23 protein-coding genes and 1 pseudogene are annotated in these 22,837 nt (G+C 67.5%); 19 read left to right on the forward strand and 5 right to left on the reverse strand.

What is annotated here, in order from left to right:
• Window positions 1-53: 53 nt before the first annotated feature.
• The gene (locus AB0280_RS16050; RefSeq protein WP_275180241.1) at window positions 54-1,427 is read right to left on the reverse strand and encodes an SAM-dependent methyltransferase; all 1,374 of its coding nucleotides are present in this window, start codon (window positions 1,425-1,427) and stop codon (window positions 54-56) included.
• A 46-nt stretch (window positions 1,428-1,473) separates the two neighbouring features.
• Between AB0280_RS16050 and AB0280_RS16055 the strand changes: the two genes are divergently transcribed.
• The 6 genes from AB0280_RS16055 to AB0280_RS16080 all read left to right on the forward strand — a co-directional run bounded on the left by AB0280_RS16055 (window position 1,474) and on the right by AB0280_RS16080 (window position 8,231).
• Window positions 1,474-2,556 carry an FAD-dependent oxidoreductase gene (locus AB0280_RS16055; RefSeq protein WP_224026293.1) on the forward strand — a complete coding sequence of 361 codons (1,083 nt, stop codon included), beginning with the start codon at window positions 1,474-1,476 and terminating at the stop codon, window positions 2,554-2,556.
• 50 nt (window positions 2,557-2,606) lie between these two features.
• Complete coding sequence (locus tag AB0280_RS16060; protein WP_366367774.1) at window positions 2,607-3,779, forward strand: class I SAM-dependent methyltransferase; 1,173 nt, start codon at window positions 2,607-2,609, stop codon at window positions 3,777-3,779.
• Between the two features lie 181 nt (window positions 3,780-3,960).
• Complete coding sequence (locus AB0280_RS16065) at window positions 3,961-5,160, forward strand: ROK family transcriptional regulator (protein ID WP_159631815.1); 1,200 nt, start codon at window positions 3,961-3,963, stop codon at window positions 5,158-5,160.
• Between the two features lie 7 nt (window positions 5,161-5,167).
• Complete coding sequence (locus tag AB0280_RS16070; protein WP_275180239.1) at window positions 5,168-6,520, forward strand: extracellular solute-binding protein; 1,353 nt, start codon at window positions 5,168-5,170, stop codon at window positions 6,518-6,520.
• Between the two features lie 2 nt (window positions 6,521-6,522).
• Window positions 6,523-7,404 carry a carbohydrate ABC transporter permease gene (locus AB0280_RS16075; RefSeq protein ID WP_159631817.1) on the forward strand — a complete coding sequence of 294 codons (882 nt, stop codon included), beginning with the start codon at window positions 6,523-6,525 and terminating at the stop codon, window positions 7,402-7,404.
• Window positions 7,401-8,231, forward strand: coding sequence for a carbohydrate ABC transporter permease (locus AB0280_RS16080; RefSeq protein WP_366367776.1), 831 nt, complete (start codon window positions 7,401-7,403; stop codon window positions 8,229-8,231). The genes AB0280_RS16075 and AB0280_RS16080 overlap by 4 nt, the downstream gene beginning before the upstream one ends.
• On the opposite strand, the gene AB0280_RS16085 is transcribed toward AB0280_RS16080, so the two are convergent.
• Window positions 8,228-8,455, reverse strand: coding sequence for a hypothetical protein (locus tag AB0280_RS16085; RefSeq protein WP_275180237.1), 228 nt, complete (start codon window positions 8,453-8,455; stop codon window positions 8,228-8,230). The genes AB0280_RS16080 and AB0280_RS16085 overlap by 4 nt on opposite strands.
• 110 nt (window positions 8,456-8,565) lie before the next feature.
• Between AB0280_RS16085 and AB0280_RS16090 the strand changes: the two genes are divergently transcribed.
• The 7 genes and pseudogenes from AB0280_RS16090 to AB0280_RS16120 all read left to right on the forward strand — a co-directional run.
• Complete coding sequence (locus AB0280_RS16090) at window positions 8,566-9,573, forward strand: AAA family ATPase (protein WP_275180236.1); 1,008 nt, start codon at window positions 8,566-8,568, stop codon at window positions 9,571-9,573.
• Between the two features lie 6 nt (window positions 9,574-9,579).
• Window positions 9,580-10,482 carry a DUF58 domain-containing protein gene (locus tag AB0280_RS16095; RefSeq protein WP_275180235.1) on the forward strand — a complete coding sequence of 301 codons (903 nt, stop codon included), beginning with the start codon at window positions 9,580-9,582 and terminating at the stop codon, window positions 10,480-10,482.
• Window positions 10,472-10,948 carry a hypothetical protein gene (locus tag AB0280_RS16100; RefSeq protein WP_275180234.1) on the forward strand — a complete coding sequence of 159 codons (477 nt, stop codon included), beginning with the start codon at window positions 10,472-10,474 and terminating at the stop codon, window positions 10,946-10,948. The genes AB0280_RS16095 and AB0280_RS16100 overlap by 11 nt, the downstream gene beginning before the upstream one ends.
• Window positions 10,939-12,924: a VWA domain-containing protein gene (locus AB0280_RS16105; RefSeq protein ID WP_366367779.1), complete on the forward strand. Its 1,986-nt coding sequence runs from the start codon at window positions 10,939-10,941 to the stop codon at window positions 12,922-12,924. Before AB0280_RS16100 ends, AB0280_RS16105 begins: the two co-directional genes overlap by 10 nt.
• The gene (locus AB0280_RS16110; RefSeq protein WP_275180232.1) at window positions 12,921-13,637 is read left to right on the forward strand and encodes a hypothetical protein; all 717 of its coding nucleotides are present in this window, start codon (window positions 12,921-12,923) and stop codon (window positions 13,635-13,637) included. The genes AB0280_RS16105 and AB0280_RS16110 overlap by 4 nt, the downstream gene beginning before the upstream one ends.
• A gap of 326 nt (window positions 13,638-13,963) precedes the next feature.
• Window positions 13,964-14,929, forward strand: a complete 966-nt coding sequence (locus tag AB0280_RS16115; RefSeq protein ID WP_275180231.1) for a methylenetetrahydrofolate reductase — start codon at window positions 13,964-13,966, stop codon at window positions 14,927-14,929.
• 18 nt (window positions 14,930-14,947) lie between these two features.
• Window positions 14,948-15,230: pseudogene (locus AB0280_RS16120) on the forward strand (5-methyltetrahydropteroyltriglutamate--homocysteine S-methyltransferase); the annotation flags it as partial.
• 25 nt (window positions 15,231-15,255) lie between these two features.
• On the opposite strand, the gene AB0280_RS16125 reads toward AB0280_RS16120, so the two are convergent.
• The 3 genes from AB0280_RS16125 to AB0280_RS16135 are packed head-to-tail and all read right to left on the reverse strand — an operon-like array spanning window position 15,256 to window position 17,487.
• The gene (locus AB0280_RS16125) at window positions 15,256-15,972 is read right to left on the reverse strand and encodes a DUF4386 family protein (protein WP_224026282.1); all 717 of its coding nucleotides are present in this window, start codon (window positions 15,970-15,972) and stop codon (window positions 15,256-15,258) included.
• 45 nt (window positions 15,973-16,017) lie between these two features.
• Window positions 16,018-16,524 carry a DUF2004 domain-containing protein gene (locus tag AB0280_RS16130; protein WP_224026281.1) on the reverse strand — a complete coding sequence of 169 codons (507 nt, stop codon included), beginning with the start codon at window positions 16,522-16,524 and terminating at the stop codon, window positions 16,018-16,020.
• A gap of 45 nt (window positions 16,525-16,569) precedes the next feature.
• A complete protein-coding gene (locus AB0280_RS16135) occupies window positions 16,570-17,487 on the reverse strand; it encodes a LysR family transcriptional regulator (protein WP_366367877.1) in 918 nt (305 codons plus the stop codon).
• A 95-nt stretch (window positions 17,488-17,582) separates the two neighbouring features.
• On the opposite strand from AB0280_RS16135, the gene AB0280_RS16140 reads away from it, so the two are divergent.
• The 6 genes from AB0280_RS16140 to nrdI all read left to right on the forward strand — a co-directional run bounded on the left by AB0280_RS16140 (window position 17,583) and on the right by nrdI (window position 22,829).
• Window positions 17,583-18,980: an NAD(P)/FAD-dependent oxidoreductase gene (locus tag AB0280_RS16140; RefSeq protein WP_224026279.1), complete on the forward strand. Its 1,398-nt coding sequence runs from the start codon at window positions 17,583-17,585 to the stop codon at window positions 18,978-18,980.
• Window positions 18,977-19,708 (forward strand): DUF1365 domain-containing protein, encoded by a 732-nt coding sequence (locus AB0280_RS16145; protein ID WP_366367782.1) that lies wholly within the window; start codon window positions 18,977-18,979, stop codon window positions 19,706-19,708. Before AB0280_RS16140 ends, AB0280_RS16145 begins: the two co-directional genes overlap by 4 nt.
• Window positions 19,705-21,081, forward strand: coding sequence for a class I SAM-dependent methyltransferase (locus AB0280_RS16150; protein WP_224026277.1), 1,377 nt, complete (start codon window positions 19,705-19,707; stop codon window positions 21,079-21,081). Before AB0280_RS16145 ends, AB0280_RS16150 begins: the two co-directional genes overlap by 4 nt.
• A gap of 35 nt (window positions 21,082-21,116) precedes the next feature.
• Window positions 21,117-21,638: a TspO/MBR family protein gene (locus AB0280_RS16155; RefSeq protein ID WP_224026276.1), complete on the forward strand. Its 522-nt coding sequence runs from the start codon at window positions 21,117-21,119 to the stop codon at window positions 21,636-21,638.
• Window positions 21,639-22,008: 370 nt separating this feature from the next.
• Window positions 22,009-22,254 (forward strand): glutaredoxin-like protein NrdH, encoded by a 246-nt coding sequence (nrdH, locus tag AB0280_RS16160; protein ID WP_013601222.1) that lies wholly within the window; start codon window positions 22,009-22,011, stop codon window positions 22,252-22,254.
• Between the two features lie 104 nt (window positions 22,255-22,358).
• Complete coding sequence (gene nrdI, locus AB0280_RS16165; protein WP_159635436.1) at window positions 22,359-22,829, forward strand: class Ib ribonucleoside-diphosphate reductase assembly flavoprotein NrdI; 471 nt, start codon at window positions 22,359-22,361, stop codon at window positions 22,827-22,829.
• Window positions 22,830-22,837 lie beyond the last annotated feature (8 nt).

A 22,837-nucleotide genomic window follows, 5' to 3' on the forward strand; every position in this document is an offset into this window, starting at 1 on the left:
CCTCCTGCCGGGTTACGTCCCGGCAGGAGGGCGGCTTCGCCACAGCGCTTTCGTCACAGCCAGGAAGTCCGGCGCAACGGCGGTTCCTCCCCGCCCGGCCGGCGGACCAGGACCTGGTTGACTCCGGTGAGTCCATTTTCGAATCCAATGGCGCTGGCTGCCATGTACAGCCGCCACACCCGTGCGCGCCCCTCCCCGGCCAGACGTATCGCTTCCGCCCAGTTCTGCTCCAGCCGCCTGACCCAGGCCCGGAGGGTCAGTGCGTAATGGGGCCGCAGCGCCTCCACGTCGAGGACTTCGAACCGGGCAGTTTCCAGGGCGGACACCATCTCGCCGAGGCTGATCATTTCACCGTCGGGGAAGACGTAGCGGGGGATGAACGAGTCGGGATCGGGGGCGGTGGGGCCGGCGTTCCAGGAGATGGCGTGGTTCAGCAGCCGTCCACCGGGGCGCAGCAGCCCGAAGAGCGCGGCGGCGTACTCGGGGGTCTGGGCCCGTCCCACGTGCTCTGACATGCCGATGGAACTGATGGCGTCGTACGGCCCGTCCTGCACGTCGCGGTAATCCTGGACCCGGATTTCGATACTGTCCGTGAGGCCGGCGTCTGCTGCACGCTTACGCGCCAGCGTGGCCTGCTCCGTTGACAGCGTCACGCCCACCACCGTGGCGCCGTACCTGGCTGCAGCGTGGAGAGCGAAGCTGCCCCATCCGCATCCCACGTCGAGGACCCGCATTCCGGGCTGGAGGCCCAGCTTGCGGCAGACAAGGTCCAGCTTGGCCTCCTGCGCGGCGTCGAGGCCATCACTCAGGCCATCATCAGGCCCAGCCTCCGCTTCCGGCCCCGACCCGGCAGCTGCGCCCCCGGTGACAGGGCCGTCCGGCCACACGGCGCATGAGTAGACCATGGACGGTCCCAGCACCAGGGCGTAGAAGTCGTTGCCGACGTCGTAATGATGCGAGATGGCGGCCGAATCCCGGCCCCGGGAGTGCGTCCGGCCCTTCTTCGCGACGCGCGCCTCTTCGGGCGGCGGAGCAGGGTTGGGTCCGATGGCGCCAAGCCGGGCTGCGGTGCGCAGCAGCAGCCAGAGCTCACCGGCGGACAGCGGGCGGAACGGACCGGGTTCCGCGAACTTGCCCGCCGAACTCAAGGCCGTAAAGGCTGCGAAGATGTCACCGGGGGCCTCGATGTCGCCGGCCACGTACGCCCGGCTCAGTCCCAGCTGCCCCGGTGACCAGAGCATGCGCCGCAGTGCCTTGCGGGACTTGAACTCCAGCACCGGCGCGTCCGGCGGCCCGGCTTCCGAGCCGTCCCAGGCCCGCAACCGAAGGGGTATCTCTCCGGTCCCCAAAACCACTCCCAGGGCCTTTTCCAGCCGGGCGGCGTGCCCAGGGGTTCCCGTTCCCGCTGATGCTGCGTCAGTGTCCATGCGCCCACCCTACGGCCGGGCTGCCCTCCACGACTATCATGGGGGAGTGATTCCTGACCCAACCGATGTGGTGGTCATCGGGGCGGGCCAGGCAGGCCTGTCGGCCGCGTACCACCTGCAGCGCCGGGGGCTGGACTTTGCCGTGCTCGACGCCGAGGAAGGTCCCGGGGGCGCCTGGCGGCACCGCTGGAAGAGCCTGCGCATGGGCACCGTCAATGGGATCAGTGACCTGCCCGGCATCGCCAAACCCGACGTGGATCCTGCCGAACCGAGCTCCGAGTTCCTGACCCGCTATTTCGGGACCTATGAGGCCGAGGTGGGCCTTAACGTCCACCGCCCCGTTAAGGTCCGGGCCGTCAGGCGTGAAGACGGCGATCCGGCGGGGCGGCTGCGGATCGAAACGTCCGACGGCGACTGGAGCGCCAAAGCACTCATCAACGCCACGGGCACGTGGACCCGTCCGTTCTGGCCCATTTATCCGGGGCAGTCAACGTTCCGCGGCAGGCAGCTGCACGTGGCCGACTACGTCTCCGCGGAGGAGTTCCGCGGCCGGCATGTGATCGTGGTGGGCGGGGGCATCTCCGCCGTGGGTCTGCTCGAGGAGATATCACGCATCACCACCACCAGTTGGTTTACCCGCAGGGAACCGGTCTGGCGCGACGCTGGGTTTGATGCCAGGGCGGGCCACGACGCCGTGGCGCTCGTGGAGGAGCGGGTCCGCCAGGGGCTTCCGCCGCAAAGCGTTGTCTCGGTGACGGGCCTTATCTGGACGCCCGCCCTGCGCGCAGCCAGGGAGCGGGGCGCCCTGGACCGGCAGCCCATGTTCACCTCCATCGAACCCGGGGGTGTCCGCCGCGCCGACGGCAGCCTGCTGAGGGCCGACGTCATCCTCTGGGCCACCGGCTTCAGGGCCGAACTGGAACACCTGGCGCCGCTTCACCTGCGGGGGCCGGGCGGCGGGATCGCCATGGACGGAACCCAGGTGGCAGCCGAGCCGCGCGTCCACCTGGTGGGTTACGGCCCGTCGTCGTCCACCATTGGCGCCAACCGGGCGGGGCGCGCAGCAGTGGCTGCGATCCTGAAGCTGCCGGGCATTGCGGCGGCAGCGGAAACGGTAACGTTGGGGTGATGCCCCGGGTCCCGGGGCCGGCAAAAGCAACAGAAGGCGGCAGGACACCGGTGGCAGTAAACACCCTGGCGGACATCTTCGACGTACTGCGCCGGCGGCCCGATGTTGAGGCGCCCAACCTGCAGGCGTGGGACGCCACCGACAGGCTGCTGCTGGAGACCGCGGTGCAGCTTGGACGGGCAGGCACTGCCGTGGCCGTCATCGGGGACCGCTACGGGGCGTTGACGCTCGGCGCCTCCGAACTGCTTGCCCCGGACTCGCTGCGCGTACACCAGGACCTGGTCACCGGGGAACGGGCGCTGCGGCTTAACGCTGCCGAACTGTCGGCCAGGCGTGAGGCTGCCGGGCTTCCGGCGGACAGCGCCGGGTCCGGTTTCGTGCAGCTGCCCCTGGGGCCCGAACTGCTGGCCGGAGCGGACACCGTCCTGCTGCAGCTCCCCAAGACCCTGGCGGAGCTGGAGGAGATCGCTGCCGCCGTGGCCGGGCACGCCGCGCCGGATGTCCGCCTGCTGGCGGGTGGCCGGGTGAAGCACATGTCACTGGGCATGAACGCGGTCCTTGAACGGTACTTCGTTTCCGTGCAGCCCCAGCTCGCACGGCAAAAATCGCGGGTTCTCCTTGCTGCCGGCCCCAAAACCGCCACGGCCGCCCCGCGCTTTCCCGTGGTGGAGCACCTTGACGGGCTGGACCTGGACGTGGCCGCGCACGGCGCTGTTTTTGCCGGCGCCCGGCTGGACATCGGCACACGCTTCCTGCTGACGTTCCTGCCCGCCATGAAGCCGGCGCAGCACGCCGTCGACCTCGGCTGCGGCACCGGCATCCTCGCCGCGATGTATGCCAGGCAGTTCCCTTCGGCCGCCGTCACGGCAACGGACCAATCGGCGGCCGCCGTGCAGTCCGCGCTGGCCACCGCCCGCCTGAATGGACTTGCGGACCGGATCACGGTGCTGCAGGACGACGCGCTCAGCACCTTCCCTGACGGCTCGGTGGACGCCGTACTCCTGAACCCGCCGTTCCACGTTGGTGCCGGTGTGCACGCCGGTGCGGGGCTGAAAATGATCGAAGCGGCGGGACGGGTCCTGGCGCCCGGCGGCGAGCTGTGGACGGTCTACAACCGGCACCTGGCCTACCTCCCGGCGCTGGAGCGGCACGTAGGACCCACGGTGGTAGAGGGCCGGAACCCAAAGTTCACGGTCACCCGCAGCACACGCAGCTCACGCTGAGCCAATCCCCGGCCTCACCGGCCAAAACATCCGCCGCGCCGCTGCCCGCGCATGTGGGCGCGGGCGCACGCTTGACGTACGATTCAAAGCATCACCACCGCCAGGTAGCCGAAGACGTTTAGGGGACACAGTGTCTGAGATCCGCCAATCCTCTCCGAGGCGCGGAACCAACTTGCCCAGGATGGGGGACTTCAACCTCACCGTCATCCTCGACGCAATCCGCAGGACGTCCGGGGGACTCAGCCGGGTGGAACTCGCCCAGATCGTCGGCCTGTCGCCCCAGACCATTTCGAACATTTCCCGCCGGCTGCTGGACCAGCACCTGATCGTCGAGGCAGGCAAGGAGGGCAGCGGCCCCGGCAAGCCGCGCACCATCCTCCGCCTCAACCCCGGTGGCATGTACGCCCTGGGGGTCCACCTGGACCCGGCCGTGACAACGTTCGTGGTGCTGGACCTCGTCGGAGCAGTGGTACGGCACTCACGGATCAAGACCCCCGGCGGAAACGATCCGGCCGCCGTCATTGCCACCATCGCCGCGGAGCTGGCCCAGCTCGTGGAGGATTCCGGCGTGGACCAGGGCCGCATCGCAGGACTCGGAGTGGCCGCTCCCGGCCCCATCGACCTCGACCACGGCACCGTGGTGGACCCGCCGCTTCTTCCCGGGTGGGACCGGGTGGAACTGCGGGACGCCCTGGCCAAGGCCACCGGCTACTCCGTGCTGGTGGACAAGGATGTGACCAGCGCCGCCGTGGCGGAAACGTGGGCCGGCGGCCCCAGCGGCGCCGGCAGTTTCGTGTTCATGTACATGGGTACCGGCATCGGCTGCGGGATCGTCCTCAACGATGAAGTGGTCCGGGGGACGTCCGGCAACGCCGGCGAAATCGGCCACATCATCGTGGACCCGGGCGGACCCCTTTGCGACTGCGGACAGCGCGGCTGCGTCAAATCCTCCGCCATTCCGCAGGTCTTGGTGGCGGAAGCGGTGGCCGCGGGAATCCTGGAGGGCGCGCAGGCCGGGAGCGCCGCCGAAATCCAGCAGAGCTTTTCCGAGCTGTGCGCCCGTGCGTACGCAGGGGACGAAGGTGCCGCCGCCATCCTGGACAAATCCGCCGTCCTGGTTGCCCGGGCGGTCTCGGTGGTCACCAACACCCTCGATGTTGAACGGGTGGTCTTCGGCGGCCCGTTCTGGACCTGCCTGTCGCAGCGCTACCTCGAACTGGTCCCGCCGCTGCTGGACGCCAACAGCGCCGCCCGCCTGATCCACCCCATCGAAGTTGTGGGCACCGGGGTGGGGGAGGACGTCGGCGCCATCGGCGCAGCCTCGCTGGTCCTTGAACATACGCTCGCGCCCCGCGCCCAACGGCTCCTGCTGGAAAGCTGACCGCGACATGTTTCGCCGGGCATCCAAGACATTATCCGTGGTGGCCGCCGCGGTCATGGTCCTCGCAGCCTGCACGCCTGCCGATCCGGCGGGCGGAAACAGGACCATCAAGGTGGCATACCAGAAGACAGACTCGTTCACCGCCCTGGACACCATGTTCCAGAACGCGAAGAAGGAGTTCGAAGCCGCAAACCAGGGCGTCACGATCGAACTGCAGCCCATCCAGGCCAATGACGACGACTACGGCACCAAGCTGGCCCTGGCGCTGCGGTCGCCCTCCACCGCCCCGGACGTCTTCTACGAGGACACGTTCAAGGTCCGCTCCGATGTGGACGCCGGCTACCTCCTGAACCTCGACAGCCGCCTGTCCGGGTGGGGGGACTGGAACACGTTTGACGCGGGCGCCAAGGAAGCAGGCAAAGCGGACGACGGCGGCACGTACGCGGTGCCGCTGGGCACCGACACGCGCGCCATCTGGTACAACAAGAAGGTTTTTGAGGCTGCCGGCATCGGCCTGCCGTGGCGCCCGTCCAGCTGGCAGGACATCCTGGACACCGCCAGGAAGATCAAAGCCTCCCAGCCGGATGTGATCCCCTTCAACATGTATGCCGGCAAGGGCACCGGTGAAGGAAGCGTGATGCAGGGTTTCTACGAGCTCCTGTACGGCACCGGTGCGGGCCTTTATGACCAGGATTCGAAAAAGTGGGTCGTTGGCTCGGCCGGCTTCAAGGATTCGCTGACCTTCCTCGAAACCCTCTATGGGGAAAAGCTCGCAGTGCCCCCGGCCCAGGCGCTGGACCCGAACATCTGGAAGAAGGTGTTCGGCGAATGGTTCCCCAAGGCAAAACTTGGCGCAACCGTGGAAGGCTCCTACGCGCCGTCGTTCTGGCAGGACGGCGGAAGCTATGCCTGGCCGGGCTACGGGCAGGACATGGCAGTGGCACCGTTCCCAACCCAGACCGGGGCCGCGCCCGGTGCAGTGAGCATGTCCGGAGGGTGGACGTTGGCCCTTGGCGCGGAAACCAAGCAGCCCGACCTCGCGTTCAATTTCCTGACCACCGCCCTGAACGCAAAGAACTCCCTGGCGTTCACGGTGGACAGCTCGCAGATCGCCGTCCGCACCGACGTCGCCGCCGACCCCGGCTACCAGTCGGCCAACCCGTTCGTGAAGGACGTGTCCAGCCTGGTCGCGGTCACCAAATACCGGCCCGCGACGTCCGACTATCCACGCATCTCCGCTGCCGTGCAGGAGGCCACCGAGGCCGTGATCACCGGCAGCAGGACGCCGGAGCAGGCGGCGGCGGATTATGACACGGCCGTGGCCGGCATTGTGGGCGGCGACAAAACCATCCGGAAGTAGCGGTGCCCGCCAGCCACCGCACACGGCAAGTGCTCCGCTACCTGCCGGTCCTGCCCGCCGTCGTGCTCCTGCTCGTGTTCCTCGCCGGCCCCGTGCTGTGGGCTTTCCACGCCTCGCTCACCAACGCCGGACTGACCGGCCGGCATGCCAGGAACCCCGAATGGGTGGGGCTGGACAACTACCAGCGGCTGCTGCAGGACCCGGTCCTTCCGCTTTCGCTGGCCCTGACCGTCCTGTTCGTCGCCGGTTCGGCGATCCTGGGCCAGAACGTACTGGGCCTCGCCCTTGCGGTCCTGATGCGGCGTGCACGGCCCGTGGTCTCCGCAACCGTTGGGACCGCCGTCGTGGCCGCCTGGGTCCTGCCGGAAATCGTGGCGGCGTTCGCGGCCTACGCCTTCTTCAGCCGCGACGGGACACTCAACCAACTCCTGGGCCGGCTGGGGGTGCCGGAAACCGACTGGCTCTATACGGTTCCCATGGCGGCCGTGATCCTGGCCAACGTGTGGCGCGGAACCGCCTTTTCCATGCTGGTATACCGGTCCGCACTCAGCGGGGTCCCCGGCGAGCTGACCGAGGCCGCGCAGATGGACGGAGCCGGCGCCTGGCAGCGGCTGGCGTTCATCACACTGCCCGTGATCCGGGGCAGCATTGCCACCAACCTGATGCTGGTCACGCTGCAGACACTCGCCGTCTTCACCCTGATTTGGGTCATGACCGCCGGGGGCCCTGCCAACGGCAGCACCACGCTGCCCGTCATGGCCTACCAGGAAGCCTTCAAATTCGGCGACATCGGCTACGGCACTGCCGTCGCTACGGTCCTGATCCTCATCGGCGCCGTGTTCGGGGCAGCCTACCTCCGCCTCCTCAGGGAGCAGAGACCGTGACCGCCCGCAACGTACGTGCCCGCAGCACCTGGGCGGACGTGGCCCTGCTGCTGACCGGCGCCTGCTTCCTGCTGCCCCTGCTCTGGCTGGTCCTCGGTTCAGTGGACCCCTCCGCCGGACACGCGGTCAAGGTCCCCCAACAGCCCGGACTGGATAACTTCGCCGCCGTCCTCACTCCTGAACTGCTCTTCCGCCCGCTGTGGAACAGCCTCCTGCTGTCCGCGGGTACCGGGCTGGTGACGCTGGCGGCGGCCGTGCTTGCCGCCTACCCCCTGTCCCGCTACCGGTCACGCTTCACGACGCCCTTCATGTACGGCATCCTGTTCGGCACCTGCCTGCCCATCACGGCCATCATGGTGCCGGTCTACGGCCTGTTCGTGCAGCTCCGGCTGCTGGATTCCCTGCCGGCCACGGTGCTGTTCCTGGCCGCCACCAGCTTGCCCATGGCGATCTGGATGACCAGGAACTTCATGGACGCCGTACCGCTGGCTCTGGAGGAAGCCGCCTGGGTGGACGGCGCCTCCAGGCTGGCCGGGCTGCGTTCAATCGTGCTTCCCCTCATGGGCCCGGGCCTGGGCGTGGTGTTCATCTTCGTGTTCATCCAGGCCTGGGGGAACTTCTTCGTCCCGTTCGTGCTGCTGCTCTCCGAGGGAAGGCAGCCGGCAGCAGTATCGATCTTCAGCTTCTTCGGCCAGCACGGGGCAGTGGGGTACGGCCAACTGGCCGCATTCTCCATCCTCTATTCGGTTCCTGTCCTGGCCCTTTACGCCATCGTGGCGCGCGGGTCCGGCAACTCACTGGCCCTGTCGGGAGCTGTCAGGGGCTAATCGATGTCCTCGAGCACCACGCCGAACGGCAGGGTGTCGTCCAGGTGGGCCTGGTGGCCGTGATGGGTGTCCACCACGCGGACGCCGTGGAGTTTATCGGCAGCGGACTGCATCAGGACGGGCCTGACAGTGTCGATCACCATCTGGCTCTTGCCGGCGAGATATTCCTTGTAACTGGCTGGGAGCTCAATCATGGCAAAAGGATAGACCTGCCGGACCCGCATGGGGAGGGGTGCCCATTGCCGGACCCGGGCTGCCCGGCTTGGATAGGATGGCGGACGGGACACAGCCGGCCCGGACCCGCGCGCCCAAAACCGTCATCAGGGGGAAACCAGTGCTTTCGACCAGCGTGCCCGCAAGAATCCAGCCTGCGGAGCTGGCCAGGGGGCAGCAAGTGGCCGCCAACATCTCACGCAGTTTCGATGCGAAGGTTGTGGGGCAGTCCCGGCTGCGGGAATCGCTGCTGGTGGGCCTGCTGACCGGCGGCCACATCCTGCTGGAGAGCGTCCCGGGACTGGCCAAGACCACCGCCGCGCAGACCCTGGCCGACGCCGTCAGCGGTGAATTCCGCCGCATCCAGTGCACCCCGGACCTGCTGCCCAGCGACATCGTGGGAACCCAGATCTACGATGCCGCGAAGGGCAGCTTCCACACCCAGCTCGGCCCGGTCCACGCCAACATCGTGCTGCTGGATGAGATCAACCGCTCCAGCGCCAAGACCCAGAGCGCCATGCTGGAGGCGATGCAGGAACGCCAGACGTCCATCGGCGGCCAGGACTACCGGCTGCCCTCCCCGTTCCTGGTCCTGGCCACCCAGAACCCCATCGAGCAGGAGGGCACGTACCAGTTGCCTGAGGCGCAGATGGACCGCTTCATGCTCAAGGACGTCCTGGACTACCCCAGTCCTGCGGAAGAGGCCGAGATCATCCGCAGGATCGACGCCGGCGTCTACACCCCCGGACAGAAGCCCGCCGCAGCCGCCTCCCTGGATGCCGTCACCGAGATCCAGGAACTGGCCACCCGCATCTACATCGATCCGGCCGTCATCAACTACATCGTCGGACTGGTGTACGTGACCCGGAACGCGTCCCAGTACATCGACGCCAGGCTTGCCGGGTTCATCGAGTTCGGCGCCAGCCCCCGTGCCAGCATCGCCTTCAGCCGGGCAGCCCGTGCGGTGGCGCTGCTGAACGGCAGGGACCACGTCATCCCCGAGGACGTCAGGTCGCTGGCCCACAGGGTGCTGCGGCACCGGCTTATCCTGAACTTCGATGCGGTGGCCGAGCAGGTTCCCGTGGAATCGGTGATCGACGCCGTCGTGGCCGCCGTCCAGACTCCCTGACCCCGCATGGCCAGCCTCCTCCAGCGTGTGAAATCGAAGATGGCCATCTTCGCGCACCGCAAAGCCCGCGTCATGCTCGACGGCGAGTACGGGTCGGTGTTCAGGGGCCGCAGCCTGGACTTCGATGACCTGCGCGCCTACGTGCCCGGCGACGAGGTCCGCGATATCGACTGGAAAGCGTCGGCGCGCCACGGCTCACCCCTGATCCGGCGTTACGTGGCTGTCCGCCGCCAGACTGTCCTCCTCGTCACCGACACGGGGCGCAACATGGCCGCGGAGGCGCTGTCCGGTGAAGTGAAAAAGGACATCGCCGTGCTGTCCCTCGGCGTCCTGGGCTACCTGGCCCACCGGCACGGCGACGTGGTGGGGCTGGTATGCGGTGACTCATCGGCCACCCGTTCCTTCCCGGCTAAAAGCGGGGAGGCCCACCTGGAACGGCTGCTGCGGCACGTGGACTCACACACCGGCCTGGAAGCGGCAGCCAGCAGGATCCAGGACCAGCTCGACTACGTGGCGCGCAACATCAAGGGCCGCCACCTGCTCTTCGTCGTCGCTGACGAACTGGCCGCGGACGATGCCACTGGCCGGCTCCTGCGCCGGCTGCGCGCCCAGCACGAGATCCTCTGGCTGACGCTCAGGGACGCGGAACTGGCGCCCTCACCCGTGGCCGGGGCAAGCCCACACATCGGCGGGGACTCCTACAGCGTGGCCGATTCCTCCCTCCTGGCCTGGCAGCCGGCCACGTCCGCGGCAGTGGCGGCCGCCTACGCCACAGCCGCCGAAGAACGCGGCGCGGGCCGCAAGGCAATGTTGCGCGCCGCCGGGATCACGGAGGGTGAAGTGGCCGGCAGCGGGGACGTCATCACCGGCCTGTTCGCCCTCCTGGAAAGGCACCGGCGTGCAGGCTGATCCCGGCTTCTACGGCCCGTTGCAGTACAACCCCGCCTGGATGTGGTGCGGCGCGGCACTCCTGGCCCTGGTGGCCGGGTGGTACGTCTTCGTGCTTGCCACCACCCGCCCGGCTGCCCGCTCCCAACCCGGCAGCGCCAGCTCCCGGTCCGCCCTGACGGAACTGCCTGCACTCAAGGCGGCGTACCTCCAGCGGATCCATGATGTGGACCGGGAAGCGGCGGCCGGAAACCTTGCCGAACGTGCCGCGCACCAGGAGATCAGCCTCCTGCTGCGCGGGTTTGTCCGGGACGCAACGGGTGTCGATGCCACCAGGATGACCCACCAGGACCTGGCCCGGCACCCGCTCCCGGCGGCCGCCGCTGTTATCGAAGCCCTTTACCCCGCCGAGTTCGGGCCCGGCCCGCTGCCATCTGTCACTGCGTCGGCGGCAAGGGCTTCCGAGGCGGTGCGGGCGTGGAACTGATCTTCTGGTGGCTGCTGCCGCCCGCCGCTGTTGCTGCCGGCGCTGCGGCATGGATCGCGTTGCGCAGGAACCGGCGCCCCAATGAACGACGACGGCCCGTGGCGCACGCCGACAGGCTCACGCGGCTCCCGGAATACCAGGCAGCCCTCAGGCGCCACCGCCGCCTGCTGGCCGCGGCCGGAACGGCCTGCGCGGTGCTGCTGGCCTCTGCGGCTGTTGCGGCAGCACGGCCGGCTGACGTGACCACCATCCGCCCGGAGCAGCACAACCGCGACATCATGCTGTGTCTGGATGCGTCCGGCTCCATGAGCAGTGCCGACGCCGCGGTAGTGGACGTCTTCGCCGGGCTGGCGAAAGACTTCGACGGCGAGCGGATCGCCCTGACCATTTTCGACAGCAGCGCCATCCAGGTCTTTCCGCTGACCGACGACTACGCCTACGCCCAGGAGCAGCTCCAGGGCGCCAAAGACGCCTTCAACGGCAAGCCCGGCAGTTCAGGATTCCTGGACGGCACCTGGAGCGGCAGGGGATCGTCACTGATTGGTGACGGCCTGGCATCCTGCCTCAACAGCTTCCCAGGCAGCACCGGCGGATCCTCCGCTGCTGCCGGGACCGCGGCAGGCGGGGACAGTACGCCCACGCGCTCGCGGTCGGTGGTGCTGGCCACGGACAACTTCCTTTCCGGCAAGCCGATCATGACCCTGGAGCAGGCTGCGCAGCTGGCCAAGGAGCGGTCCGTGCGCGTCTACGCCTTGAATCCGGGCGACCTGGACTATGGCAGCGGTTCCGACCAGCCCGGTGCCCAGCTGCGTGCTGCAGCGGAGTCCACCGGCGGTTCGTACTACGCCCTGGACAGTCCCGATGCTGTGCCGGGAATTGTCGCCGCCGTGGAGCAAACCGAAACGGCGGGAATCCAGGGGGCGCCACGCGCCGTGTTCTCGGAAGTTCCGGCACTGCCGCTGGGTGTTGCGTTGTTGTCCGGGCTGGTCCTGTGCGCAATCCTGTGGCGCCTGCAGCGGACACCCCTGCGCAGCATGGCGTGGCTGCGGCGGGGGACCATTGTCCTGTTGCTCCTGGCAGCAGCCCTGCGGCCCAGCCTGCCCGGCGGCTCCGTGCAGGCTGCCACAGCCGACCTCAACGTGTTCTTCGTGGTGGACACCACCACCAGCATGGTGGCCGAGGACTACGGCAATGGCGCTCCGCGGCTGGAGGGCGTCCGCAAGGACATTAAGGCCATCGCAGAACGGCTGCCCGGCGCCCGTTTCTCCGTGATCACCTTCGACACCAAGGCGCACGTACGGATGCCACTCAGCACCGACACGCTGGCGCTGGAAACCATCACGGACGTCATGGAACCCCAGGTGACCGCCTATGCCAGGGGCAGCAGCATCACCGCCGCCAGGCAGGTGCTCTCCGAGCGTCTGGCCGCTGCCCGGGACAGCCAGCCCGGGCGGCCCAGGCTGGTGTACTACCTGGGGGACGGTGAGCAAACCAGCGGCAAAGAGCCGGAGGCCATAAGGGTCGACGGCGGATTGGTGGCCGGGGGAGCGGTGCTGGGTTACGGGACGCCCGGCGGCGGCCGGATGAAGGAGAACACCGGCCACGCCTCCGACGGCGGGGGAACCGGGGGAGGGAACGTTCCGCGGGCGCCGGCGGAGTACGTGCAGGACACCCGGGCCGGCGGCGCAGGGGACGCGCTGTCGGTCATCGACGAAGGCCGGCTGCGGACCATTGCCTCCCAGCTGGGCGTGCCCTACGTCCACCGTGCTGCCGGCGATCCGATGGCGGCCATGATGGAACAGGCGCACCCCGGCAGGGCCGAACGTTCAGACCAGGACGGTTCGCTGGCCGCGGCCACTGAGCTTTACTGGATCTTCGCCGCCGGAGCTTTCCTGCTGGCCTTGCCGGAAGCGGTGGGCATCCTGCGGCAGCTTCGCGGGCTTCGGCCTTCTCCCGGCGAAAGGGGGGTACGGTGAACGCCACGGTCCGCAGGCGCCGGCTGCTGCTGTGGTCCGTGCTGCCGGTGCTCCTCATACTGTGCTTCGCCGCCAAGCTGCTCAGCCTGGGTATCCTCGCCCGTCAGGCCACCGCCGGTTTCGAGGCCGGAAGCGCGTCCACTGTGGGCACGGCGGCCAGCGCCCTGGGAATAGCCAACCTGGTGGAGCCGCACAAGGCGCCGTTCGCCGCGGGGGACGCTGCCGTGCTGGCCGGTGATGACGGGACTGCCAGAGCGCTGTTTGAACAGTCACTGCAGATGGTCCCGGCAGGCTCGGGCGACGAATGCCTGGTTCGGGTGAACCTGGTCCTGGTGATTGAACGGCTTGGTAACAAGCGCCTCCAGGCCGGCGACCCGGCGTCGGCCGTTCCCCTCTTCAAGCAGGCGCTGGACATTGCCGGGCAGGCGCCGGAAAGCTGCCGGTCCAACGACGCGGAGGACGGAGCGGGCAGCCGGTTGTCGGACGCTGAGGGGCGGCTGGAAGACAAACTGGGGGCTGCCGGACAAAAAGCGGCGCAGGACCCTGCGCAAGCCGGGGAGCCGTCTCCGGATCCATCCGGTGACACGCGGCAGAGCCAACTGGGCCAGCTTCAGGACAGTGCACGGCAGGCCGAGCGCGAGCGGAACAGCGGGCGCGAACGGGAGGAGTACCTGGACAGCAACGGCGGGACCGCGCCGGAGCGGCCCTGGTAGGAACGGTTGTGGGCGAAGAAAATTCTGTTGGCGGAAGAAACAACCTGTAAAACTGCGTCTTAATTCGGTGCCGACTTGTCCCCGGACCGCCTGCCCCCTAGAGTCGTAGACAAGTTACCGCGGTAACGTGTCAGCGATCCTCCGCTCCGGAGGGTGTGGGTGCCCCCATGTGGGCCTGACATTTGCTCACGGACTACTTCATTCCAGGCGTGCAGTCGCGGCTGCGTCCTCGTGGAGTCCCTCCGTGTTCCCAAACTCAAATTCATTGCCGGTTGTCCGCCCCCTTCAGGCAGGCATCCCCAATGGCCCAAAAGCCAAGGACGCAAATGTCACCACCAAGCCTTATTGACGCACATCCCCAGTTGCCCGAGACCGCCCCGGTGGCGCTCTCCTATGAACTGTTCCCGCCGCGTTCGCCCGCGGCGGCGGAAACCCTCTGGACCACGATCCGCGAGTTGGAGACCACCGAGCCCGACTACGTCTCCGTGACGTACGGCGCCAGCGGATCAAACCGGGACACCGCCCTCGAGCTCATCAACCGGCTCCTGGTCGAAACCACCCTGCGGCCCCTGGCCCACCTGACCTGTGTGGGCAACACCCCCCAGGAACTTGCGGCGATCATCGGCGACCTGCTGGACATCGGGGTGCGCGGCATTCTCGCCTTGCGCGGCGACCTCCCCCAGGACAGTGCCCAGCCGGCGGCCGGGTCCCTGCGGTACGCCCAGCACCTGATCGACCTCATCCGCCGCGTGGAGCAGCGCCGTTCGGCCCTGCTCTGTGCCGGAAAGATCGCTGTTGGCGTGGCCGCCTATCCCACCCGCCACCCGGAGTCACCCAGCGAGGACCACGACGTCGAAGTGCTTCTCGCCAAGCAGCGTTCCGGCGCCGATTTCGCCATCACCCAGGTGTTTTTCGAAGCCGCGCAGTATGAGGACCTGCTCACGCGGGCCCGCCGTGCCGGCGTGACCATTCCCATCATCCCCGGCGTCATGCCGTTCACCAGCCTCCGCCGCCTCAAGCGGCTGGGGGAGTTGGCAGGAGTGGAACCGGCGCCCAGGCTGATGGAACGCCTCGCGGCTGCGGACAACGACATTGATAGGCTCCACATCGGCGTAGACGCCACCGTCGACCTCGCCAACGCCGCCCTCGATGCCGGCGCCCCCGGAATCCACCTCTACACCTTCAACGAGCACCAGAGTGCCCTGGAAGTGCTGGACAAGCTGGCCCTGCCGCGCCACCACCGCAGCAGCCACGCCCGGGCTGCCGTTGCCCGGCCCCAGCTGGCCAGCTGAACGCCGTCCCGGCACCGCTCCATCGAGGCCGCCCGTTCCCGCATGGAGGTTGTCCACGACCTTGAGGCCACGCGGCTTTGGCCGCGGCGTCTACGACATCCACTCCCCGCGCGTTCCCGGCGAGCAGGAAGTCACTGAGCTGATCAGCACCGCCGTCCGGCATGTACCGTCCCGCCAGCTCTGGGTCAACCCTGACTGCGGCCTGAAGACCCGCGGCCACGCCGAAACTGAGGAATCCCTGCGGAACCTGGTCAAGGCCACGCAAGCCGTCCGGGCAGGACTGCTGGAAACGGCACGCTGACCGAGACGGGCCGCACGCCGGCAGGTCACCCCATGTGGCCTGCCGGCGCCGCCTCTTTCATCCTCAGGGCGCTCACCAGCAGCCACACGGTCCATGCGAGGATCGCCACGATGCCCACCAAGGTGGGCAGCGTGTTTGCCGCCGAAAATCCTGATACCCCGATGATCCAGCCCTGGGCCAGGTATGCCAGCCCGGACAGTGCCATGAGGTAGCCGATCATGCGGGAAACGTCGCGGGCCGCTGCGACAACAACACCCAGAAGCACCAGCGCGGTGCCCAGCAGGAAGTTCTGGTAGCTGCGCATTCCCCATTCCAGCCACCGGATGCCCTCTGCCGTGGCGAACCGTGCCGGTTTCTCCGGCTCGGGCGCGGCGGCCCAGGCATCCACCGCCTGCTTCAGTGCCACGCCGTCCACCGCCTGCAGGGCTGCATAGAGCGCCAGGGCGGCAGCTGCGGAGAGGACACCGAAGCGGGCAGTCCAGGACACGGCGTGCCGCTGGATGTCGACGGCGGGCCAGAGGGCAACCAGGCCGGCGCACACCAAGGCCATGCCTATGAACTGGCCCAGATGGACAGCGGTCCACACGCCGCTTTCGGCGTAGGCGGTGAATGAGGCAACGTGGTCGTTCGCGTCGTGGGATTCGGCGTGGAACACGCCGGCAAGAATCGAGGCCGCCACGCCGGCGAGAAGGAGGGACGCAGCCAGCCGCCAGGTCCTGCGCCTGCCCTGGATCCCATCCATGGACGCCCACCATCCTCTGCGCGGGGGGTTTCGTGGAGCCCTGTTTCAGGACTCCCAGACGATTTCGTCGTCCACCACGCCGTCCTGGTCCGCGGACGCCACCAGCACCTCATCGGTGAAGTGCTCCCCGAGGGTGAAATCAAGAACGAAGTAGCGCTCCGGCTGGCCGGGGTAAATGGCCACGTGCCCCAGTTTCAGGGCCTTGAGGAATACCTCGTTGGTGAGCTGGCTCCGGTCCTGGACGCCGAAGACCTTGTGCAGCTGTTCTTCCTTGAGCGCGTTGCAGTGGAAGTGCAGGTACTCCTGCGGGCTGGTGCCCTCCTGCTCCAGTTCCTCCGCAATCATTTCCCGGACCTCGTCCACCAGTTCGGGCAGGAACCGCAGCCGGTACTCGACTTTGCGCAGCGCGGCTTCATCGAAGTGGTCGTGGGCGTTGATGTTCAGGTCGAGTTCCAGCGGATGGCCGCGCAGCTCATGTTTGGCGGCGAAGAGGTGATCCATGCCGTGGTTGAGCTCAATCTCCCCAAAGTGCTGGCTCGCTACCTTGTTCATATTCTCAACATAGACCCGAAGGGCAGACCATTCCAGCGTTCCGGGCTAATTCACCGCGGTGCGCATCCCCGCGAGCGTTTCGGCCAGCAGGTCAACGAAAAGCTGCACCCGGGCCGTTTTCCGGTCATTGATCAGCAGCGCAAAGACGTTCCGTGCCAGCCGGATTTCGGGGACGTCCAGCACCACCACGCCTGCGGGCTTGTTCCGCAGCGCCAGTTCCGGAACCAGGGCAGCGCCCAGGCCGGCAGCCGCCATCTCCAGGCTGGCATGGAAGTCATCGCTGTGCGCCACCACCCGCGGGTGCAGGTTGCAGCCGGCGAAGAGGCGCTCAATGACCATGGCGTCACTGGTGCCGGGATGGTGCATGATCCAGGGCATCTCGGAGAGGTGGTCGGCCGCGACCTTCGCATCGGCCCGGAAGCCCCAGCCGGCGGGAAGCACCACCCGGAAATCATCGTCGCCGATCCACTGCCGGTTGATCGTGTTGGGCCACGCGAAGCCGGTCTGGCCCACCTGGAACACCACGGCCAGGTCCAGGTCGCCTCCGGTGCGCAGCCCCTGGATGGTCTGGCCCGGTTCTGCGACGGATACCCGCAGGTCGATTCCCAGCTTCTTCCACGCGGGATTCTTGAGGATCCGCGGCAGGACGTACGTTGCCAGGCTGGGAAAGATCCCCAGCCGCAGTTCCTGGCTGCCGGTGTCCTGCGTCCGTGAGGCGGCGGCCATCAGTGCTTCGATGTCCGTGAGCACTTTGGCGGCGTGCCGGGTCATGACGACGGCGGCTTCCGTAGGGATCACGGCGCGCGCCGACCGCTGGAAGAGGGTGACTCCCGTTTCCCGCTCCAATGCTGACATCTGCTGCGAGACTGCGGAGGCCGTGTAGCCGAGTGTTGCGGCTGCCGCAGCGAACGATCCCAGCCGCGTGACCTCCAGTAAGGTCTTCAGGTTTACGGGGTTTACCACCATTTCACAGTACTGCACCCATCCGCCGCCGCGACCGCGCCGAATAGCCGTCTGTATAACCAGCACAGCGGCAATGTTCAGCAGAGGAGCCTGAAGTGTCACTTGACCCAGCAGTAAGTGCAGGCGGCCGGCGGCGCGTAGCCGTGATCGGCAGCGGGGTGGCCGGATTGACCGCCGCCTACGTACTGAACAGGCAGGACGACGTCACCCTGTTTGAGGCCGATTCGCGGCTGGGCGGCCATGCCCACACCCACGACATGCCCCAGGCCGACGGAAGCGTCATCGGCGTGGACACCGGGTTCATCGTGCACAACGAACGGACCTATCCCACCCTGCTCCGGCTCTTCGCGGAACTTGGCGTCGAAACCCAGGACTCCGAGATGAGCATGTCCATCCGCTGCGACGGCTGCGGACTGGAATACGCCGGCGCCCGCGACGGCGCGCGCGGAATCATCGCCAAGCCCTCCAGCCTGCTGCGCGGCCGTTACCTGCTGATGCTGCTGGAGGTCACCCGCTTTTACCGGAAGGCGAGGGCACTGCTCAGGACGGCGCCGCCGTCGGCCGTCAGCGACGAAGTCGACGTGCCCGAACTGACGCTGGGGGAATTCCTGGCGCGGGAAAAGTTCAGCAGCTACTTCATTTCCCACTTCATGACCCCGGTGGTCAGCGCCGTCTGGTCCTGCGATCCCACCACCGCCCTGGCCTATCCGGCGCGGTACCTCTTCACGTTCCTTGGCCACCACGGCATGCTGGGAGTCAAGGGCTCGCCTCAGTGGCGCACCGTGACCGGCGGCTCGGCACGGTACGTCGAAAAGCTTGCCGCCACGCTCCCCGACGTGCGCCTCAACACTCCCGTGACCGCCATCCGGCGCCTGCCCGAGGGCGTGGAGCTGGCAACGGCCGGCGGGCTGGAAGGCTTTGACGCCGTCGTGATCGCCACCCATCCCGCCCAGGCACTCGGCTTCCTGGCCGACGCCACGCCGGAGGAAAAGGAGGCGCTCGCCGGCATGCCCTATTCCGTGAACCACACCGTGTTCCACCAGGACCCGGCGGTCCTGCCCGCGGCGGACAACGCCAAGGCGTCCTGGAACTACCGGCTCCCGGCCTGCGACGCCCGGCCGGACAAGGTGCTGGTGAGCTACGACCTCACCCGGCTGCAGCGGCTTGAGCCCGCGGACGGCCGCCCCTACCTGGTGAGCCTGGGCGAGTCGGAGCTGATCTCCGACGACGCCGTGCTGGAACGGATGGTGTACGAACACCCGCAGTACACTCCGGAATCCCTGAAAGCCCAGCAGGCCATCGCGGCGCTGGGCGACGGCAGGATCGCTTACGCCGGGGCGTACCTTGGCTGGGGCTTCCACGAGGACGGAGCCCTCTCCGGGGTACGCGCCGCGGAGAAGCTGGGCCGCACCTGGCCGGTGGCCCGGGCCGACGATTCCACGGACTCCACCGGCGAGGGGGAGCGGGAACTGCTGTCCGCAGAACCTGTATGACCATGGAGGCCTCGATCTACCGCACGTCCATTTCCCATGTGCGGCGCACCCCGTTGCAGAATGCTTTCACCTACCGGAGCTACAGCTGGTTCGTGGACGTCGACAACCTTCCCCGCCTGCCCGGGCTGCTCCGGCCACTCGCGGTGTTCCGCGCCGGAGACCACCTGGGCGATCCGGACGCGGACATCCGCTCCAACGTGGAGCGGTACCTGCGCACCCAGGGAATAGAGCCCGACGGCGGCGCTATCCACATGCTGACCAGTGCCAGGGTTTTTGGCTACGTCTTCAATCCGCTCACGCTGTTCTGGTGCTACCGCTCCACCGGGGAACTGCAGTGCGTGGTGGCCGAGGTCCACAACACCTATGGCGAGCGGCATTGCTACCTGCTGCACACCGATCCCGGCGGCCGTGCCTCGGTGCCGAAAGCGTTCTACGTTTCACCTTTCAACGACGTCGACGGGCAGTACCGGATGAAACTCCCTGCCCCCGGGGACAGGCTTGCGGTGTCCATCGTCCTTGAGCGCGAAGGGCACCGCCCCTTCGTGGCCACCATGGACGGCCGCCGCAGGCCAGCCACCATTTCCAACATCCTCGCGGCGGCTTTGACGGTGCCTGCCGCGCCGCTGCTGGTATCCGCCCTGATCCGGGTCCAGGGCATTAAACTCTGGGCAAGACGCCTGCCCGTCGTTGCCAGACCACATCACCCCTCACAGGAGGCAGTTCAATGACAATGACTGACGACAACGGAACTGCTTCAGCTTCCGTCCACAACAAGACCCACGGGCCGGCCGCCACCCACCCGCCCGCAGCCTGGACCGCCGGCGGGGTCCCGGCTGCGCCCGCCACCATCGATCCCGCCCTGTGGCCCGGTGTTGCCCAGCCGCCGTCGGGCCTCAAGGCCGATGTTGCAGGGAAGGCCGCGGGCCTGATGTTCAGGGGTGCAGTCAAGCGGCTTCCGCTGCGCGTTGAATACCCTGACGGTTCGGTCCTGGGGATGGGCGGACCGGACGCCCCCGTGATGACCATGCTGCGGCCCGCAGCATTCGAGGCGCGGATCGGCGACAACGGGCTGATCGGGCTGGGCGAATCCTTCATGGCCGGTGATTGGGAGGCATCCGACCTGGCCGCGGTGCTCGAAGTCTTCGCGGCCTCGGTGGACACGCTGATCCCCATGCCGCTGCAGAAGCTGCGCTCGCTGTACCTGCCGCGGACGCCGCGCCAGGAACGCAACGCCGAACAAAACACCCGCAGCAACATTTCGCGGCACTACGACCTGTCCAACGACCTGTTCTCCAACTTCCTGGACACCACCATGAGCTACTCGTCGGCGCTGTTTCCCGGCGGGGCCGGGCCGCTGTCCTCGGTGGCGTGGGATTCCCTGGCGGAGGCCCAGCAGGCCAAGATCGACCGGCTGCTGGACAAGGCCGGCGTAGGCGAGGGTACCCGCTTGCTGGAAATCGGCACCGGCTGGGGTGAGCTTGCCCTGCGTGCCGCTGCCCGCGGCGCCACCGTCTACAGCGTCACGCTGTCCAGTGAGCAGCAGGCGCTGGCGCAGGAACGCATTTCGGAGGCTGGCTTCGCGGACCGCGTGACGGTGGCCCTGCAGGACTACCGCGCCGTGGAAGGGGAGTACGACGCCGTGGTGTCCGTCGAGATGATCGAGGCCGTGGGGTATGAGTACTGGCCCATTTATTTCCAGACGATCGACCGCGTCCTGGCCCCGGGTGGAAAGGTGGCCATCCAGGCGATCACCATGCCGCACGGGCGCATGCTGGCCACCCGCAACGCCTACACCTGGGTGCACAAGTACATCTTCCCCGGCGGCTTCCTGCCGTCCGTCCGGGCCATCGAGGGCGTGACGCAGCAGCACACCACCCTGCGGGTTCGGGAGCGGATGGGCATGGGCGACCACTACGCTGCCACCCTGCGGCTGTGGGAGGAACGGTTCCTTGCCCGTTCCCGCGAGGTAGGGGACCTGGGCTTCGACGCCGTGTTCCAGCGGATGTGGCTGTTCTACCTCTGCTACTCGCGCGCCGGGTTCCAGTCCGGGTACCTTGACGTGCAGCAGATTGTGCTGGACCGCCGGGAGGCACAGCTGTAGGTTTCACCGTGTACCCAGCGGGGACAGGAGGACGCATGAAACTGAAGACGCTCGCGTGGACCACCGCGGCAACGGTGGCCACCGCCGCCGCGGGCGGTGTTGCGACGGACCCCCGGAGCAGTTGGTACCTTAAGCTGCGCAAGCCGGACTGGCAGCCGCCCGCGATTGCCTTTCCCGTGGTGTGGACGGCCCTGTATGCGGACCTTGCCGTGACGTCCGCCGCCGCACTCGACAACGCGGTGGAGCTGGACAGGGCTGCCGACACTCCGGGTCCGGTCAGGAAGGACCACAGCCGGGAACTGCGCGCCTACAGGGGTGCACTGGCCGCCAACCTGGTACTCAACGCTTCGTGGAGCTGGTTCTTCTGGCGCTCCCGCCGGCCGTGGCTGGCCGCTGCCGAGGCGGCGGTACTGGCGGCCAGCAGCGCAGACCTGGTGCGCAGGACGTACCGGCTGAACCGGGTTGCCGGAGCATCGCTGGCTCCGTATGCGGCATGGTGCGGCTTCGCCACTGTGTTGTCCACCGCCATCGCCCGGCTCAATCCAGCCAGGCCTTAGGCGGAAGGGCTGCCGGTTCAGCGTCCTCCGGGGGTGCTGCAGGTCCCAAGGGTCCCTGACCACTACATGTAGTGGTCAGGGACCCTTTTCCTTGTGGCCGGACGGCCGGGCGACACGCCGGGAATCACGACACGCGGACTGTGCATATGTGTTCAACCCCATCCACAGGGTGTGGACCCAGACCGCAAAAATCCCGGGATCCCGGGCATTTTTCCAGTCCCTGCCTGTGGATTAACGGTGCATTAAATGACATACTTGTAATACATCATCTTGGGGTTCCAAAGAGGCGTCTGCACTACATGTAGTATCTACATACAGCTGGACGGGGACACCGACCCAGCAGAAGAGTTCAACTAAGGGGACAGGGACAATGACCGTAACGGTTTACACGAAGCCTGCTTGTGTTCAGTGCAACGCCACTTACCGCGCGCTCGACAAGAAGGGCATCACCTACCAGAGCGTTGACATCTCCCAGGACGCCGAGGCACTCGAGCGCCTGAAGGCACTGGGCTACATGCAGGCTCCCGTTGTGGTCACCGACCAGGACCACTGGTCCGGCTTCCGCCCGGACAAGATCGAGGAACTCGCGCTGTCAGCCGTTTCCTCCGTGGCCTAGGAGCCACAGCTTTTCCTGCCGGCAACCATCAACCAGCTGAGGTGACTCCCATGGCAGCACCAACAGCACAGCGAAGCGCTTCGCAACACCACGCGGCTCAGCGCGTGGAGGTGTCCCCGCCGGCCACTTCGCACCACCAACCGGAGCAGGTCGTCACGGACAGCCCGCTCATCTACTTTTCCTCGGCATCCGAGAACACCAGCCGCTTCGTCGCGAAGCTTGGCCGGAAGGTGGCCCGGATCCCGTTGTATGCAAAGGACGCACCCCTCCTCGCCACCCGGCCCTTCGTGCTGGTTGTGCCAACCTACGGCGGCACCGGGGGAGAGGGGTCCGTTCCCAAGCAGGTCATCCGGTTCCTGAACAACCCGCAGAACAGGCAACTGATCCGCGGCGTCATCGGCGCCGGCAACACAAACTTCGGGGAAAACTACTGCATGGCCGCGGACATCATTGCCGCCAAATGCCAGGTACCCCACCTTTATCGATTCGAACTTATGGGAACGCCGGAAGACGTCACCCGGGTCAACCAAGGATTGGACACGTTTTGGACACGACTGTCGCAGACACAGAAGTAACCAGGGCC

Origin of the sequence: Pseudarthrobacter sp. 902506025, from assembly GCF_040702325.1 — a bacterium.
Lineage (GTDB): Bacteria > Actinomycetota > Actinomycetes > Actinomycetales > Micrococcaceae > Arthrobacter.

Excerpts from the sequence above, each read along its gene's own strand:
- AB0280_RS16050 (WP_275180241.1), bottom strand. The coding sequence starts at position 1,427 with ATGGACACTGACGCAGCATCAGCGGGAACGGGAACCCCTGGGCACGCC.
- AB0280_RS16065 (WP_159631815.1), top strand. The coding sequence starts at position 3,961 with ATGGGGGACTTCAACCTCACCGTCATCCTCGACGCAATCCGCAGGACG.
- AB0280_RS16070 (WP_275180239.1), top strand. The coding sequence starts at position 5,168 with ATGTTTCGCCGGGCATCCAAGACATTATCCGTGGTGGCCGCCGCGGTC.
- AB0280_RS16085 (WP_275180237.1), bottom strand. The coding sequence starts at position 8,455 with ATGCGGGTCCGGCAGGTCTATCCTTTTGCCATGATTGAGCTCCCAGCC.
- AB0280_RS16095 (WP_275180235.1), top strand. The coding sequence starts at position 9,580 with ATGGCCAGCCTCCTCCAGCGTGTGAAATCGAAGATGGCCATCTTCGCG.
- AB0280_RS16115 (WP_275180231.1), top strand. The coding sequence starts at position 13,964 with ATGTCACCACCAAGCCTTATTGACGCACATCCCCAGTTGCCCGAGACC.
- AB0280_RS16125 (WP_224026282.1), bottom strand. The coding sequence starts at position 15,972 with ATGGATGGGATCCAGGGCAGGCGCAGGACCTGGCGGCTGGCTGCGTCC.
- AB0280_RS16130 (WP_224026281.1), bottom strand. The coding sequence starts at position 16,524 with ATGAACAAGGTAGCGAGCCAGCACTTTGGGGAGATTGAGCTCAACCAC.
- AB0280_RS16145 (WP_366367782.1), top strand. The coding sequence starts at position 18,977 with ATGACCATGGAGGCCTCGATCTACCGCACGTCCATTTCCCATGTGCGG.
- AB0280_RS16150 (WP_224026277.1), top strand. The coding sequence starts at position 19,705 with ATGACAATGACTGACGACAACGGAACTGCTTCAGCTTCCGTCCACAAC.
- AB0280_RS16155 (WP_224026276.1), top strand. The coding sequence starts at position 21,117 with ATGAAACTGAAGACGCTCGCGTGGACCACCGCGGCAACGGTGGCCACC.
- nrdH (WP_013601222.1), top strand. The coding sequence starts at position 22,009 with ATGACCGTAACGGTTTACACGAAGCCTGCTTGTGTTCAGTGCAACGCC.